11 protein-coding genes, 2 pseudogenes and 2 riboswitches are annotated in these 15357 nt (G+C 64.8%); of the genes and pseudogenes, 6 read left to right on the top strand and 7 right to left on the bottom strand.

Features of this window, described 5'->3' with window-relative positions; genetic code table 11:
* Positions 1–112: 112 nt before the first annotated feature.
* Positions 113–895, top strand: a pseudogene (locus ACIPZB_RS10015) (PAS domain-containing protein); the annotation flags it as partial.
* 105 nt (positions 896–1000) lie between these two features.
* A pseudogene (locus tag ACIPZB_RS10020) lies at positions 1001–1432 on the top strand (methyl-accepting chemotaxis protein); the annotation flags it as partial.
* Here the strand turns inward: ACIPZB_RS10020 and ACIPZB_RS10025 are convergent.
* From ACIPZB_RS10025 to ACIPZB_RS10055, 7 genes are all read right to left on the bottom strand, one after another.
* Positions 1407–4682: a transporter substrate-binding domain-containing protein gene (locus ACIPZB_RS10025; RefSeq protein WP_400640077.1), complete on the bottom strand. Its 3276-nt coding sequence runs from the start codon at positions 4680–4682 to the stop codon at positions 1407–1409. The pseudogene ACIPZB_RS10020 and the gene ACIPZB_RS10025 overlap by 26 nt on opposite strands.
* 13 nt (positions 4683–4695) lie before the next feature.
* Positions 4696–5310 (bottom strand): response regulator, encoded by a 615-nt coding sequence (locus ACIPZB_RS10030; RefSeq protein WP_400640078.1) that lies wholly within the window; start codon positions 5308–5310, stop codon positions 4696–4698.
* 217 nt (positions 5311–5527) lie between these two features.
* A complete protein-coding gene (locus ACIPZB_RS10035) occupies positions 5528–5770 on the bottom strand; it encodes a DUF1272 domain-containing protein (RefSeq protein ID WP_400640079.1) in 243 nt (80 codons plus the stop codon).
* Positions 5771–5837: 67 nt separating this feature from the next.
* Entirely contained in the window at positions 5838–6590 is a 753-nt protein-coding gene (gene cobM / locus ACIPZB_RS10040; RefSeq protein WP_400640080.1) for a precorrin-4 C(11)-methyltransferase, read from the bottom strand.
* A gap of 32 nt (positions 6591–6622) precedes the next feature.
* Positions 6623–7015 (bottom strand): cobalamin biosynthesis protein, encoded by a 393-nt coding sequence (locus ACIPZB_RS10045; RefSeq protein WP_400640138.1) that lies wholly within the window; start codon positions 7013–7015, stop codon positions 6623–6625.
* Positions 7016–7032: 17 nt separating this feature from the next.
* Complete coding sequence (locus tag ACIPZB_RS10050; protein WP_400640081.1) at positions 7033–7725, bottom strand: CbtA family protein; 693 nt, start codon at positions 7723–7725, stop codon at positions 7033–7035.
* Between the two features lie 10 nt (positions 7726–7735).
* Positions 7736–7921, bottom strand: coding sequence for a CbtB-domain containing protein (locus ACIPZB_RS10055; protein ID WP_008089280.1), 186 nt, complete (start codon positions 7919–7921; stop codon positions 7736–7738).
* Between the two features lie 95 nt (positions 7922–8016).
* Positions 8017–8241: riboswitch (cobalamin riboswitch) on the bottom strand.
* Positions 8242–8490: 249 nt separating this feature from the next.
* A riboswitch (cobalamin riboswitch) is annotated at positions 8491–8703 on the top strand.
* Positions 8704–8802: 99 nt separating this feature from the next.
* Between ACIPZB_RS10055 and cobW the strand changes: the two genes are divergently transcribed.
* Genes cobW through ACIPZB_RS10075 form a run of 4 tightly spaced genes read left to right on the top strand, consistent with a single transcriptional unit; the run spans position 8803 to position 15306 of the window.
* Positions 8803–9870 (top strand): cobalamin biosynthesis protein CobW, encoded by a 1068-nt coding sequence (gene cobW, locus ACIPZB_RS10060; RefSeq protein WP_400640082.1) that lies wholly within the window; start codon positions 8803–8805, stop codon positions 9868–9870.
* 3 nt (positions 9871–9873) lie between these two features.
* Positions 9874–13635: a cobaltochelatase subunit CobN gene (cobN, locus tag ACIPZB_RS10065; RefSeq protein ID WP_400640083.1), complete on the top strand. Its 3762-nt coding sequence runs from the start codon at positions 9874–9876 to the stop codon at positions 13633–13635.
* 1 nt (position 13636) lies between these two features.
* Positions 13637–14638, top strand: a complete 1002-nt coding sequence (locus tag ACIPZB_RS10070; protein ID WP_400640084.1) for an ATP-binding protein — start codon at positions 13637–13639, stop codon at positions 14636–14638.
* Between the two features lie 35 nt (positions 14639–14673).
* Positions 14674–15306, top strand: coding sequence for a VWA domain-containing protein (locus ACIPZB_RS10075; protein ID WP_400640085.1), 633 nt, complete (start codon positions 14674–14676; stop codon positions 15304–15306).
* Positions 15307–15357: the final 51 nt, after the last annotated feature.

Consider the following 15357-nt stretch of genomic DNA (forward strand, 5'->3'; position numbering starts at 1 on the left):
TTAGCGCGATGTTACAACGATATGACTAATCATTAAGTAGTAGCATTGTGCTTGCATGCCGTCCGCGCCGATCTATGCTCAGGAAACCCTGCGCACATAGGACCCCGGCGCCATGTTCGACTTCCATCGCAAGTCCGATCTGCTCGAGATTCAACGCACCCGCCAGGCCCTCGCCGAAGCGCAAGCCAAGCTCGCTGCGATCAGCCGCAACATGGCGATGATCGAGTTCGCGCCTGACGGCACGATCCTCGATGCCAATGCTCAGTTCTGCCAGGCCATGGGTTACAGCGCCGAGGAACTGCGCGGCAAGCACCATCGGTTGTTCTGTGACCCGGCCTTCGCCAAAAGCGCCGAATACCAGCAGTTATGGCGCGACCTGGGCGAGGGCAGGGCCATCAGTGGCACCTTCGAGCGCGTCGACAAGGCGGGCCGCGAGGTCTGGCTGGAAGCCAGTTACATGCCGGTAGTGGATGAACGTCAGCAGGTCACCAGCGTCATCAAGGTGGCTGCCGACATCAGCCAGCGGGTCAAGGATGAACATGAAAGCCAGAGCCAGCTCAAGGCCATCGGCCGTTCGATGGCCGTGGTCGAGTTCAACCCGCAGGGGCGGGTGATCAAGGCCAACCAGAACTTCCTCACGACCATGGGCTATCGCCTGGAAGAAGTGGTCGGCCATCACCATGGACTGTTCTGCCAGCCCCATGAGCGTGAATCGGCCCAGTATCGCGAGTTCTGGGCCTCGCTGAATCGGGGCGAATACCATTCCCATCGCTTTGAACGGGTCAACAAACAGGGCCAGACGGTGTATCTGGAGGCGTCCTACAACCCGATCTTCGACAGCAAGGGGCGGTTGTACAAGGTGGTCAAGTTCGCCAGCGATATCACGGCCCAGGTCAGCACCCAGCAAAGTGCCGCCGACGCGGCCCATGCCAGTTCGGTGCAGACCGACGCTTGTGCGCGCAAAGGCACCGAGGTGGTACAGCAGACGGTGCAGGTCATCGAACAGATTTCCCAGGAGCTCAATGACGCCGCGCGCAGCATCGATGCCGTGAGCAAACAGTCGGACGTGATCGGGCAGATCGTGCTGACCATTCGCGGCATCGCCGACCAGACCAACCTGCTGGCCCTGAACGCTGCCATCGAGGCGGCGCGTGCCGGTGAACATGGCCGCGGTTTTGCCGTGGTCGCCGACGAAGTGCGCAGCCTGGCGGCGCGCACCAGCAAGGCGACCTTGGAAATCGTCGATGTGGTGCGACAGAACCATGATCTTTCGCTGACGGCGGTGGCCAGCATGCAATCGAGCTTGACGCGCACGGGGCGCGGGGTGGCCTTGGCCAACGAGGCCGGGACAGTGATCATGGAGATTCAGCAGGGGTCACGCCACGTGGTCGACGCCATCAGCCAGATCAGTTCGACGTTGCAATTGCACTGAGCGAGTCGGCCAATTCGCGCTGAAGGGCCAGCAGGCTGGTTTCCAGCTGCTGGCGCAGCACCTGGGTAGGCAGGCCTTGCGCCTGGGCGTGCTCGATGGCCTCGCAATCGCTCACTACACCGCGCACCTTGAGCATTTTGGCACCGCCTTTGATTCGGTGGGCGACGCGGCCCAGGGTGTCGTTGTCCGGTGTCGAGCCCAGTGCACGCAGTGAGGCGAGGTCTTCGCTGGCACTTTGCGCCAGTTGCTCGAGCAGATGTCGGATCAGTTGCGGGTCGTCCTGGGTCAGGTGACGCAGTTCGCTGAGATGGAAGCCGCTGGCCCGCAGGGTGGGAGGCTCTGCGTCGGTACGGACCTGCGGCAAGTGCATTTTCAGCGTGCGCAGGCCAATCGGTTTGAACAGGCAGTCATCCATGCCGCTGGCCAGGCAGCGCTCACGCTCTTCGGCCTGGGCGTTGGCGGTGACCCCAAGGATCCTGCAGCCGGGGGTTCCCTGTGCGTGCTCCAGTTGGCGAATCCTGCGGGTCAGTTCATGGCCGTCCATCACCGGCATGCTGCAATCGGTGATCACCAGGTCGAATGCCGCCGCTTGCCATGATGCCAACCCCGCTTCGCCATGCTCGGCCAGGGTTACCCGATGGCCCAGGGTATTGAGCTGTTTCTCCAGCAGTAACAAGTTGGCGGGGTAGTCGTCGACCACCAGGATGTTCAGCGGCCGGCTTTCGCGTTCCGGGTCTGGCTGGCCAAGCTCGGCGGGCGGGGGCTCGGAAGCGGCTGGCAGTTGCAGCTTGACGTGCACCCGGGTGCCCACGCCTTCGACGCTTTGCAAATGCAGTTTGCCGCCCATCAGCTCGGCCAGGGTGCGGCTGATCACCAGGCCCAGTCCGGCGCCCTGGTGTGCCCGCGGGCCTTCGGCCTGGGCAAAGGCACTGAACAACCGGGCCTGGTCTGCCACGCCAATGCCGATTCCGGTGTCACGCACGCACAGTTCCACCTGGATCTCGTCGCCCGTGGTGCTGGGCTGTAGTTGCAGACTGGTGTGCACCTCGCCGCGATCGGTGAACTTGATGGCATTGCTTAGCAGGTTGGACAGGATCTGCTTGATGCGCAGCGGGTCTGCCAATACCCAGGCCGGGCCCGCCGGCAGCTCGCTTTGCAGGTAAAGGCCCTTGCTGCGAGCATTGCCTTCGAAGACCCGCAGCGTGCCTCGCACCAGTTCGACCAGGTCGGTGGCCACAGGCTGCAAGGTCATGTGCCCGGACTCGATGCGCGAGATATCCAGAATGTCGCCGATCAGCCCTAGCAGGCCGACCGCCGAATCGTGCGCGGTGCGCAGCGTCGCGGGGTCACTGCGGCCGGCGCCGCTGTCCTCCAGGGCCAGTTCGAGCAAGCCGATCACCGCATTCATCGGCGTGCGGATTTCATGGCTCATGGTAGCCAGGAAGGTGCTTTTGGTCTGGCTGGCCTGTTCTGCATCGTCCTTGGCCTGGCGCAATTGTTCGAGCAGGCCGCGGCTGAGGGCCAACTGCGCCTGCAATGCATGTTGGGCTTCGGTACGCTGATGGATCAATTTGCGCAGGTAACTGTTCCAGAACACCACGCCGGCCAGCAGCAGGGCCGAGAGCACCAGCACCTGCAGTGCCAGCGTGCGGTAATTGCGCCATTGACTGTCGCTGACCAACGAACTGGTGCGCCAGCGGTTGACCAGCTGATCCAGCTCTTCGGGTGGGATGCTGAGCAGCGCCTTGTCCAGGATGGCCTGCAGCTGCGGTTGATCAGGGGCGACGGCAAACGCTGCAACGGCAGGGTCGTCGCCCAGGATGCTGGCGATGCGCAACTGGTCCTTGAATACGTGGTTGATGTAGTACGTGGCATTGATATGGCTGCTGTACGCCACATCGGCATTGCCATTGGCCACCGCTTCCATCAACGCCAATGGGTTGGACGCTTCGACTACCTTGGCACTCGGGTACTGGCGCAGCACCTCGTCGCGCAGCGGCGAACCGCTCAGCAGGGCGATGCGCTTGCCATCAAGGTCTCGGCTGTGCAGCGGCAACGCCGCCTGACTGCGTGTCACCAGCACCCGTGGGCTGACCAGGTAGGGCCGGGTATAGCGCAATTGGTTGGCACGATCGACGCCATAGCCGAGTGCACCGATCATTTGCGCTTCGCCTTGCGACACCTGCTCGACCATGGTCTGCACGGCAGGGCGCTCCATGAACCTGAACTGCAGTCCGGTGCGCAAGGTGATCTGCTTGAGCAGGTCGACGGTAATACCGCTGGTGCGTTGTTGGGCATCGTTGAACGTCAGCGGTGCCAGCGCCGGATCGACCAGCACGCTGACCGTCGGGTGGCGCTCGATCCAGGTCTTCTCTTCATCGCTCAGTGCAGAGAGGTGGCGCTCCAGCAGCAGGCTGGTGTTGCCACTGGTCCATCGCCGCAGGATGGTCAGGCGCTCGCTTTCGGTGATTTGGTCCAGGGCGGCGTCGATCAGGCGATGCAGTCGCGGATTGTCGTTGGCCAGGGCGAAGGAAAAACTGCCGGGCTTGGCCTGGCAGAAATGATCGATTTTCACCGTGCCCTGGTAGCTTTTGCCGATGAGGTAGTCGGTGCTGATGGCATCGCCCAGGTATGCGTCCGCTTCGCCGAGCTCGACGGCCGCCAGGCCTGCCAAGGTCGAGCGGTAAAGGCTCAATTGAGCCTTGGGGTAAAGGGCGCGGACCGTCTCGCCGGGCAGGTAGTGGTCGACCATCGCCAGACGCAGGCCGGCGAGGTCCCGGTTGTTTTTCAGGCTGCGGCCTTCACGGATGACGATCACGGGCAGATCGTCGGCGTAGGGCAGGCTGAGGCTGAGTTGGGCATCGGCCGCTTCGAAGCCGTTGGAGCTGCCCAGCAGGTCGATCTTGCCCTCACGCAGGGCAGTGATCGCTTCATGGCGGCTGGCAAAGCGCCTGACGTGCACCGGGATACCCAACTGCTCACCGATCAGCCCCGCGAAGTCGGCACTCAGGCCTTCGTAGTCGGACGGGCTGATATTGATTTCAAACGGCGGGTAGTCGGGGCGCGAACTGCCCAGCAGCAAGGCTTTGCGCTGCTGCAGCCACTGGCGGTCCTGACTGTCCAGGCGCAGCGGCTGGGTGGCACTGGTGGCGCGCGCCAGCAACTGGCGTGGCTCGGCATCGGCGAGTGTTGGCAGGGGGCAGCAGGCCAGGCTCAGGAACAGGAGCACGCCGGCCGAGAAGCGATTCATGGCGGGGTTGCGCTCAGTTGACGTGGTTGCGTTTGGCCAGATCGACCATTTCCACCAACGATTCGGTCTTGAGCTTTTCCATGATGCGCCCCCGGTATGTGCTGATGGTCTTGGCGCTGAGGTTCATGCTGCTGCCGATGTGCTTGTTGTTTTCGCCTCGGGCCAGGCGTCGCAGCACTTCCATCTCCCGGTTGGACAGGCTTTCCAGGCGTTTGGGTTCGCTGTCCAGCGTATTGCTGTTGACCGACATCTGCGGAAACGTTGAATAGCCCTTGACCAATGCCTTGAGGGCGAAAATCAAGGCGTCATGGTCTTCATCCTTGGTCACGAACGCGCCAATGCCGGCATCCAGGCAGCGGCGCACGTAAAGGTCGCTAGCTTGCCCGGTCAGCACCATGATCTTGGGGGTAGGCTCCAGCTGCTGAAGGCGCTTGATCACCTCCATGCCATCCAGGCCCGGCAGGCCGATGTCCAGTATCACCACATCGGGCCGTAGCTCGCGCGCTACCTGCGCCACTTCGCTGCCGTTGCCTACCTCGCCAACCACACGGAAGCGCTCACGCTCCAGCAGCAGGCGCATGGACAGCCTGACGATGGGGTGGTCGTCGACGATCAACACTGTTGTCATGTAGTTAACTCCTGTCGGAATGTGGTCCGTTTCCTGTGCTTAATCAGGAATACGACTGCAAGTTCTTTCTGCAGCGCAGCACGATACGGCCATTCCGATTCCTTGGTAATGGCGAGTATAGAACTGTTGAACAAGCAAGCAGGAGTTGTGGAAAATTCCTACAACGTGTCGGAAGAGGCATCGCCCGGACGCGGCGATGCCGGGTGTCGCTGGGCCGTTACTTGCAGGCCGAGTGGGGCTTTAGGACGCGATGCGTCGATGCCGGGTTGTTGCTCAATGCCAGGCCAACCCGTGTGGGGCGGGGCAGCAACTGGCCAGAGCAGTTCGGGCAACGGCCCTGGAAGCGCGTTTCGGTGCAGTTACGACAAAACGTACATTCGAACGAGCAGATGAATGCCTCTGGGCTATCGCCCGGCAAGTCGGCATTGCAGCATTCGCAATTGGGGCGTAGCTCCAGCATGGGCGTGACTCCGGTACGCAGGGGACAGTTTTGCAGTCTGCTATGGCGGGCGTACCGGTGGCAATGCTCACCCGCCGGGGCGGTACAGATGCGCGTGCCCGGCGCGGTACAGGGCCGACGCGGCGAACGGTGTGTCGCCCAGTACATGGCCGACGAGGATCAGCGCTGTACGGCGAAAACCTTTGCTGGCGACCTGTTCGACGATATCGGCCAGGGTGCCGCGAACCCAGTCCTGGTCCGGCCAGGTGGCGCGATGGACCACGGCGATCGGGCAGTCGGCGCCATAGTGGGGGCGTAGTTCCTCGACGATTCGCGGCAGGTGTTTGACGCCCAAGTGAATGGCCAGGGTCGCACCATGGCGGGCCAGGTCGCCCAGTTGCTCCCCGGCCGGCATGGGTGAGCTGTCGCCGTAGCGGGTCAGAATGACCGTCTGCGCCACGTCCGGCAGGGTCAGTTCGCAGCCCAGCAAGGCGGCACTGGCAGCGGTCGCCGTGACCCCGGGAATGATCTGGTAGTCGATGCCCAGCTCACGCAAGTGCTGGATCTGTTCGCCGATTGCGCCGTACAGGCTGGGGTCGCCACTGTGTACACGCGCGACATCCTGGCCCTGTGCATGGGCAGCTCGCATGGCCTCGATGATCTGTTCGAGGTGCAGCTCGGCACTGTTGATGACCGTCTCGGCCTGGTGGCCTTCGAGTACCGCCGCCGGTACCAGGGAGCCGGCGTAGATGATGACCGGGCACTGTCGGATCAGGCGCTGCCCCTTGACTGTGATCAGATCCGGGTCGCCAGGGCCGGCACCGATGAAGTAGACCGTCATGGAAATTCCTTGCAGAAGAATGGTTGAAGCGATTATCCGCCACAGGCCAGGGCGACGGTAGCCGGCCCGTGGCTTTGCCGCGTGACCCGCAGTCTGGCCGAGCCAAGCTCGCGGCTGGCCAGCGCCAACGCCGTGCTTTCGGCAACGCCCCAGCAGCCGCTGTGGGCATAGGCCGGTGCTGAGCGATGGCTGAGGAGGGGTTCGAATGCCTGTAGCTCGCTGGCATCGAATATCACCAGGATCAAGCCGTGACGCAGGGCCAACTGGCGCAGCCCTGGTTCATCGGCTTTCAGGCTGATAGTGGCAATGCCACGCAGCGCCTCAAGTGCCAGGCCTTGTGAAGCCAGGCTCTGGCGCAGCAGGGCATCGAGGACGTCCACCGGGCAACCTCGACGGCAACCGAAGCCGGCGTACAGCGCCGGCAGCGGCGTTTCAAGGTCCATCAGGCCTGTTGGGCACGACGGTAGAACCAGGCGCTGAGCAGGCCCAAGGCCAGCCAGAACGCGGCATTGGTGAGCCAGGAGGCAATCTTGAACTGGGTTTCCAGTGCGTCGGGCGCCAGGCTTTGGTGCACCTCAGGCTGCGGCGCACCGATGACGTGGGGCACTACCAGCAGCACCACGCCGACGGCCTTGAGCAGCCAGTGCCGGGAGAACACCAGCAGTGCCAGCCCCAGTGCGGTAGCGGCTGCGGTGCCGATCCACCAGCTCTGGCGTTGGCCGAGGTCGGCGGCGGCGGTACCGGGTAACTCGGGTGGCAGACCCAAGGTCGGGGCCAGGCAGAACACCGCGAAGCCGGCCAGGCCCCACAGCGCACCGGTGCTGACCCGATTGGGTTCGCGCAGGCTGTACAGGGCGACCAGGATCAGGGCGAAGCCAACGGCCACTACCAGGTTGCCCCCGGTGGTCGAGAGAATGCGTTGCCAGCCATCTTCGGGCGACCAGGCCTCTGCACTGTGTTCATGGGCCGCAACGGCCGCGCCGTCATGGCTGTGGTGTTCAGCGGCGGGGGCTGCCGACTCGTAGGTTTCCGCCTGGAGAATCAACGGGGCGACCCAGAAGCTTTGCAACAGGGTCAGCAGCAAGGCTGCGAGCAGGCCGCTGAACCCAGCGGTGCGGGCAATGCGCTTGATCATGGGGCAGGCCTCAGTGGCAGGGGAATGCGGCGCTGTGGCGGGTGTCGTGGGCGGCGTTGTGCACGGCCTCGATGTGCGAGAACCCGGCGAAATAGACCAGGCACAGGCCCAGCAGGCTGGCACCTACGGCGATGACGACGCGCTGGCTGAGGGTGACGGGGGTGGCGATGCTGTGCTTGGCGCTGGAAATGGGCATGACGCGTTCCTCTGTTGTTTTAAGCTCAACGGGCAAGCGCGGCAGCCCCGGACGCGAAGCGCCCAAGGGAATGCGACAGCGCCCGCCCACCGCGGGGTGTTCATGTGACGCCAGGCCGGTCTCCGGGCTTGCGAGGAGGAGCAGGGCTCCTTGGAAAGCGTCACCTTCCCATGCCGAACGACGTGGCACAGTGGTCTAGACGCTTCGCTCGCTTACCGTTGCGGGGGCAGCACCGGCCTGGTCCGGCCCCGCTCGAGGGCCTGCGACGCACCGGTTTCCCGTTTCACCCCCGAGGGGGCACCTGAACGCAAGACGTAAGGAGAGCACGAGGCAGGGTTTGCGTCAATTGGTTGCACTTTATTACTGGGAGCGCGGCCCATCGCCGGCAAGCCGGCTCCCACAGGTACAGCGTCGCCCTTGAGCAATGCGCTGTACCGGTGGGAGCCGGCTTGCCGGCGATGGGCTGCAAAGCAGCCCCAACAAAGTTGCAGCGAGCTTGCTCGCGCTGCGCTCGATCTTTGCGCCACCACAAAACGCAAGCCATGAGTTGACCACCCGCCACCCCCCGCGTAGCCTTGCCGCTTCGAGGTTCTTCGGCCAGGCCGAAGCTAAGACGGGAACGCGGTAAAAGCCGCGGCTGCCCCCGCAACTGTAGGCACCGGCAACGGATCGACACAGCCACTGCGCCAAAGGCGCGGGAAGGCGTCATCCTGCCAGCCCCCTGAATGATGGGGGCCGGAACGGTGCAAGCCAGGAGACCTGCCTCGTCACGTTTTCGACTTTCAACCGGGCGGGGTGATCCGGTGGCGAACGAGCCCGGCCGGCCTGGCCCGCGGCTTTCGTCCCGTGTGCCCGCGCCAACCTGCCAAGGGCAACGCGACATGAAAACACTGGCCAAGCTCCCCGTCACCATCGTCACCGGCTTTCTCGGCTCGGGCAAGACCACCTTGCTCCGGCACATGCTCGACAACGCCCAGGGCCGCCGCATCGCGGTGATCGTCAATGAATTCGGCGAGCTCGGCATCGACGGCGAAATCCTCAAGCAGTGCAGCATCGGCTGCACTGAAGAAGAGGCCAGCGGCCGCGTCTACGAGCTGGCCAACGGCTGCCTGTGCTGCACCGTGCAGGAAGAGTTCTTCCCGGTCATGCGCGAACTGGTTGCCCGTCGCGGCGACCTGGACCACATCCTCATCGAAACCAGCGGCCTGGCGCTGCCAAAGCCGTTGGTACAAGCCTTCCAGTGGCCGGAAATCCGCACGGCCTGCACCGTCGACGCGGTGATCACTGTGGTCGACAGCCCGGCCGTGGCCGCCGGCACCTTCGCCGCTTTCCCGGACCAGGTCGACGCCCAGCGCAAGCTCGACCCCAACCTGGACCACGAATCGCCGCTGCATGAGCTGTTCGCCGACCAGTTGGCCAGTGCCGACCTGGTGGTGCTGAACAAGGCTGACCTGATCGACGCCGAAGGCCTGGCCAAGGTCCGTGCCGAAGTGGCCGAAGAGCTGCCTCCAGCGGTCAAGGTCATCGAGGCCAGCAGTGGCCGTCTGCCACTGGACGTGCTGCTGGGCGTGGGCGCCGAATCCGAGGTGCACATCGATGGCCGCCGCACCCACCACGATTCGCACCACGACGGCGATGACCATGACGACCATGACCACGACGCGTTCGACTCCATCTCCATCGATCTGCCAGAAGCGGACGAAAGCCTGCTGCTCGACGCCCTGACGCAACTGGTGGTGGAGTTCGGCATCCTGCGCGCCAAAGGCTTCGCCGCCGTTCCCGGCAAGCCGATGCGCCTGCTGGTGCAGGGCGTGGGTACTCGCTTCGACAAACACTTCGACCGCGCCTGGCGTGCCGACGAGCCGCGCATCACCCGCCTGGTGCTGATCGGCCAGGACCTCGATGCCGTGCAGCTGGAAGCGCGCCTGCGCCAGGCCCTGGGCGCCTGACCCATGCATCTGCTGCGGACTCAGCCCGGCGGCTTCGTGCCGGACGACAGCATTGCCGACCTCGGCCAGACACCCGCCGAACTGGTGATCCTCTGCAGCGGCGATTCGCACCTGGCGTTGCTCGCCGAAACCGCCGAGCAACTGGCGGATGACTTTCCCAGCCTGCGTCTGGCCAACCCGATGCAGGTGCAGAACCATGCATCGGTCGACCTGTATGTAGAAGAGGTACTGCGCCACGCCAAGGTCATCCTGGTGTCGTTGCACGGTGGCGTCGGCTACTGGCGCTACGGTGTCGAGCAGTTGGTGACGCTGGCGGAGCGCGGTGTGCAGTTGATCCTGGTGCCGGGCGACGACCGCCCGGACCCGGAACTGACCGATCTGGGCACGGTGACTGGTGCGGCGGCAGAGCGCCTCTGGCACTACCTGCGCCAAGGTGGCAAAGCCAATGCCGTCAACCTGTTCAACTGCTTGGCCAACCAATGGCTGGGGCGCGATTACACTTGGGACGAACCGCAACCCTTGCCACGTACCTCGGTGTATCACCCCACCAAGGCCAGCGCTACGCTCGAGGACTGGTACGGCGAGTGGCACCCCGAGCATCCGGTGGCACCGCTGCTGTTCTACCGTTCGCATTTGCAGGCGGCCAACACCGCCTTCATCGATGTATTTTGCCAACGCCTGCAGGCAGCCGGGCTCAACCCGCTGCCTATCGCCGTCGCCAGCCTCAAGGAAAGCGCCTGCCTGGATCAGGTCGAACAGTGGTTGGACGAGGTCGGCGCCGAGGTGCTGGTCAATACCACCGGCTTTGCCTTGTCCAGCCCGGAGCGCCCCAACCTGCGCCCGCTGCGTCGCGATATTCCCGTGCTGCAGGCCATCTGCGCGCAGGACAATCAGCCGGGATGGGAAGCCAGCGAGCAGGGACTGGGCGCCCGCGACCTGGCCATGCACATTGCCTTGCCGGAATTGGACGGGCGCATCATTACCCGGCCGGTCAGCTTCAAGGACATGGCCTGGCGCAGCGAGCGCAGCCAGTCCGACGTGGTCTGCTACCGGGCCCACCCCGAGCGCATGGACTTCGTCGCCGAACTGGCGCGGCGCTGGGTCGAGCTGGCACGCCTGCCCAATGGGCAAAAGCGCGTGGCCTTGGTCCTGGCCAACTACCCGACCCGCGATGGGCGCATCGGCAATGGCGTTGGGCTCGACACGCCAGCCGCTGCCCTGAACATACTCCAGGCCCTCAAAGCCGAGGGTTACCCGCTGGGTGAGCTGCCGCACAGCGGCACGCAGTTGATTCAGCAGTTGCTCGGTGGCGTGACCAATGACCTCGAACACCTCGACCAGCGCCCATGCGCGCAGAGCCTGAACCTGGCGGACTACCAGGCAGCGTTCGAGCGCCTGCCCGCCGCCAACCGTCAGGCCGTGCTCGAACGCTGGGGCCCGCCCGAGCAGGACCCGATGTACCGCAGCGGCCGGCTAATGGTGGCCGGCCTTCGTTTCGGCTTGACCTTCGTCGGCATCCAGCCGGCGCGCGGCTACCAAGTCGACCCCAGCGCCGTGTACCACGACCCGGACCTGGTACCGCCGCATGGCTACCTGGCGTTTCACTTCTGGCTGCGCCATGCCTTTGCCGCCGATGCGGTGATCCATGTTGGCAAGCACGGCAATCTGGAGTGGTTGCCCGGCAAAGGCGTGGGCCTGTCCGCCGAGTGTTGGCCGGACGCCTTGCTTGGCCCGCTGCCAAACATCTATCCGTTCATCGTCAACGACCCAGGTGAGGGCGCACAGGCCAAGCGCCGCACCCAGGCGGTGATCATCGACCACCTGATGCCCCCTTTGACCCGCGCCGAAACCTATGGCCCCTTGCGCCACCTGGAGCAGTTGGCCGACGAATTCTATGAAGCGCAGTTGCTCGACCCACGGCGGGCCCGCGAGTTGCAACGCGATATCCTCGAACTGGTCAAGGCCAACCACATCGACCGTGAGTTGCAACTGGAAGGTCAACTGGAGGATGCCGCGGTGTGGCTGCCGCGGCTGGACACCTACCTGTGTGACCTCAAGGAATCGCAGATCCGTGATGGCCTGCATGTGTTCGGCCAATCGCCCCAGGCTCGGCTGCGGGTCGATACCCTGCTGGCCCTGCTGCGGGTGGAACGCGGTGACGGGCGCGGCGGTAATGCCAGCCTGCTGCGCACATTGGCCAAGGCTTTGGCGCTGGACTTCGATCCTCTCGACTGCGACCTCGGCCAGCCCTGGGCAGGTCCTCGGCCGGCACCGCTGCAGGCGTTGAGCGAAGAGGCGTGGCGCACCTGCGGCGATACCCGTGAGCGCCTCGAACTGTTGGCGCTGCAGTACATCGAGCAAGCACTGGAAATGGCCCTGCAACTGCCCGACGACCCGCAATGGCAACCCGTGCAGGCGGTGCTCGGCGCGTTGTGCGAACAGGTTGCGCCGAACCTCGACGCGTGCGGGCTCGCAGAGATGAACGGCTTGCTCGCCGCCTTGGCGGGGCGCTTCGTGCCAGCCGGCCCTAGCGGTGCACCCAGCCGTGGCCGGCTGGATGTGCTGCCCACGGGCCGCAACTTCTACACCGTGGATGTGCGCAACCTGCCCACCACCACAGCCTGGCGTCTGGGTTTCGCGTCGGCGAACCTGATCCTCGAACGGCACTTGCAGGACCATGGCGACCATCTGCGTCAGCTCGGCCTGTCGGTGTGGGGCACGGCGACCATGCGCACCGGTGGCGACGACATCGCCCAGGCCATGGCATTGATGGGCGTGCGGCCGGTGTGGGCCACGGGCAGCCAACGCGTCGACGATTTCGAGATTTTGCCATTAAGCCTGCTCGACCGTCCGCGGGTAGACGTGACCTTGCGGGTTTCGGGCTTTTTCCGCGATGCCTTCGGCAACCTGATCCGCCTGTTCGATGCGGCAGTGCAAGCGGTGGCGGCACTGGACGAGCCTGCCGATCTCAACCCCTTGGCCGCCCGCGTGCGTCACGAGCGCGACGCTCTGCAGGCGCAGGGCGTCGCGCCTGAGCAGGCTGCGCGCGAGGCCGGTTGGCGGGTGTTCGGCGCCAAGCCTGGTGCCTACGGTGCCGGCGTGCAAAATGCCATCGATGGCCGGCTGTGGCACAACCGCGATGACCTGGCCCAGGTGTACCTCAACCACGGTGGCTACGCCTATGGAGCAGGTGACGAAGGCACCCCGGCTCGCGCGCAGTTTGCCCGGCGCCTGGGCCAGGTTCAGGCCGTCCTGCAGAACCAGGACAACCACGAGCACGACGTGCTCGATTCCAACGATTACTACCAATTCCAAGGCGGCATGCTGGCAGCGTCCGAGACCTTGTCCGGGGCGACGGTAGCGAGTTATCACGGCGATCACAGTCAAGTTGACCGGCCGCGTATCCGCACCCTCAAGGAAGAGCTGAATCGGGTGATTCGAGCCCGCGCCCTCAACCCCAAGTGGATCGACGGCGCCAAGCGCCATGGGTACAAGGGCGCTTTCGAGCTGGCGGCGACGGTCGACAACCTGTTCGCCTTCGACGCGACCACGCACTTGATCGACGATCATCATTACCAGTCGCTGGCCGATGCCTATGTGCTCGACCCGGCGACCCGCGACTTCATGCGCGAGCACAATCCCGAGGCGCTGCGCGACCTCACCGAGCGCTTGCTGGAGGCCCAGCAGCGTGGTCTCTGGGAGCAGCCTGGCGACTACCGCGAAGCACTCGAGGAGCAATTGCTCGATGGCGAGGAACAGGCTTGAAATGAGTGAATCCGTGCAATTTCCCCTGGCGGCCGTGGTCGGCGCCGACGACCTGAAGCTTGCGTTGTGCCTGACCGCCATCGACCCCAGGATCGGCGGCGTGCTGATCGAGGGGCCGCGCGGCATGGCCAAGAGCACCCTGGCGCGTGGCTTGGCGGACCTGCTCGGCGAGGGGCCTTTCGTCACCTTGCCGCTGGGTGCCAGCGAAGAACGCCTGGTCGGCACGCTCGACCTGGATGCCGCGCTGGGGCAGGGCAAGGCGCAGTTTTCCCCCGGTGTACTGGCGCATGCCGATGGCGGGGTGCTGTATGTCGATGAAGTCAACCTGCTGCCCGATACCTTAGTGGACCTGTTGCTCGACGTTGCCGCCAGCGGTACCAACCGTATCGAGCGCGATGGTATTTCTCACCGGCACAGTGCGCGTTTCGTCCTTATCGGCACCATGAACCCCGAAGAGGGCGAGCTGCGTCCTCAGCTGCTTGACCGCTTCGGGCTCAATGTCGTGCTCGAAGGGTTGCCAGCCCCAGAGGCTCGGCAGCAGATCATTCGCCGTCGCTTGGCCTTCGACACTGACCCGCAGGCCTTCTGCGAGCAATGGGCCGCGGCCCAGGCGCTACTGCGCGAGCGCTGCCAGGCAGCTCGCCAGGGGCTGGCAGCGATTGCCCTGGACGATCAGGCCCTGGCCTGGATCACCGAGCGTTGTTATGCCGCTGGCGTCGATGGCCTGCGTGCCGACCTGGTTTGGCTGCGCGCCGCCCGCGCGCATTGCGCCTGGCGCGGTGGCAAGGCGATCGAGCTGGTCGACGTCGAGGCGGTGGCGGAGTTTGCCTTGCGCCACCGGCGCCGCCAGTTGCCCGAGCCTGCCGCCGATTCCACGCCGCCTGCGTCTGCCGGCCGCGATACGCAAAGCCAGAGTGGGCAAGGGGATTGGGGGGCAATGCCGGCTCAACCGGTCACCAGCGGTGCCAGGCGCGAGGTACCGAACTGGGCAAAAAAGCCCTGAGCATCCGCCCACCGGGCAACAAGGTGGCGGATGCCATGCCCCGTGCCGGAAAACTGGCTGGCGTTAGCCGTGGCCGCGCGCGTGCGGCGAGCAAGGGCCGTGTGGCTTGGCTGCCGACCTTGCTCAAGGGGCGCCCGCTGCAGCGGCGCGACCTGTGCTGGCAGCAGCGTCAGGCTCAGGCCACCGAGTTGTGGCTGGTGATCGTCGATGCTTCGGCCTCGACCCGGCGCCACCAGGCGCTGGCGCACGGCAAAGGCCTGCTGGGCGAATTGTTCGACCAGGCTTATCGCCAGCGCACCCGGCTGGCGCTGATGACCGCCAGCGGCGGAGCGCCCCAGTGGCAACGCCAGGGGCTGAAGGCCTCGGCCGCCTTGCAACCTTGGTTGCAAACCTTGGGGGCCGGGGGAGGAACCCCGTTGATCGCCGCGCTGGAGCAGGCTCGTCGCTGGTTGCAGGCACGGCAAAAAGCCTACCCACAAGAGCTTCAGCGTTGTCTGGTGTTTACCGATGGCCGCCTGCAGCGCTGGAAGGATGTGCAACCCATGCCGTGTGCGACGGTGCTGGTGGACATGGAAATGGCGCCGGTTCGCCTGGGGCGAGCGCGGCAATTGGCCGAACAACTTCAGGCTGAATACCAGCACCTGGAACAGTGCAGGGTCATGCAATAAGGCAACTGGCGCGACACTATGTCGCAACTGAAAAGTTGCTTGCAGGCGAAT

The organism is Pseudomonas sp. NPDC089396, from assembly GCF_044749545.1.
GTDB lineage: Bacteria > Pseudomonadota > Gammaproteobacteria > Pseudomonadales > Pseudomonadaceae > Aquipseudomonas.

What these genes read in the sequence shown, in the direction of transcription:
- cobN (WP_400640083.1), top strand. Translation starts at nt 9,874, where the DNA reads ATGCATCTGCTGCGGACTCAGCCCGGCGGCTTCGTGCCGGACGACAGC.
- cobM (WP_400640080.1), bottom strand. Translation starts at nt 6,590, where the DNA reads ATGACGGTCTACTTCATCGGTGCCGGCCCTGGCGACCCGGATCTGATC.
- ACIPZB_RS10055 (WP_008089280.1), bottom strand. Translation starts at nt 7,921, where the DNA reads ATGCCCATTTCCAGCGCCAAGCACAGCATCGCCACCCCCGTCACCCTC.
- cobW (WP_400640082.1), top strand. Translation starts at nt 8,803, where the DNA reads ATGAAAACACTGGCCAAGCTCCCCGTCACCATCGTCACCGGCTTTCTC.
- ACIPZB_RS10030 (WP_400640078.1), bottom strand. Translation starts at nt 5,310, where the DNA reads ATGACAACAGTGTTGATCGTCGACGACCACCCCATCGTCAGGCTGTCC.
- ACIPZB_RS10035 (WP_400640079.1), bottom strand. Translation starts at nt 5,770, where the DNA reads ATGCTGGAGCTACGCCCCAATTGCGAATGCTGCAATGCCGACTTGCCG.
- ACIPZB_RS10025 (WP_400640077.1), bottom strand. Translation starts at nt 4,682, where the DNA reads ATGAATCGCTTCTCGGCCGGCGTGCTCCTGTTCCTGAGCCTGGCCTGC.
- ACIPZB_RS10075 (WP_400640085.1), top strand. Translation starts at nt 14,674, where the DNA reads ATGCCCCGTGCCGGAAAACTGGCTGGCGTTAGCCGTGGCCGCGCGCGT.
- ACIPZB_RS10070 (WP_400640084.1), top strand. Translation starts at nt 13,637, where the DNA reads ATGAGTGAATCCGTGCAATTTCCCCTGGCGGCCGTGGTCGGCGCCGAC.
- ACIPZB_RS10050 (WP_400640081.1), bottom strand. Translation starts at nt 7,725, where the DNA reads ATGATCAAGCGCATTGCCCGCACCGCTGGGTTCAGCGGCCTGCTCGCA.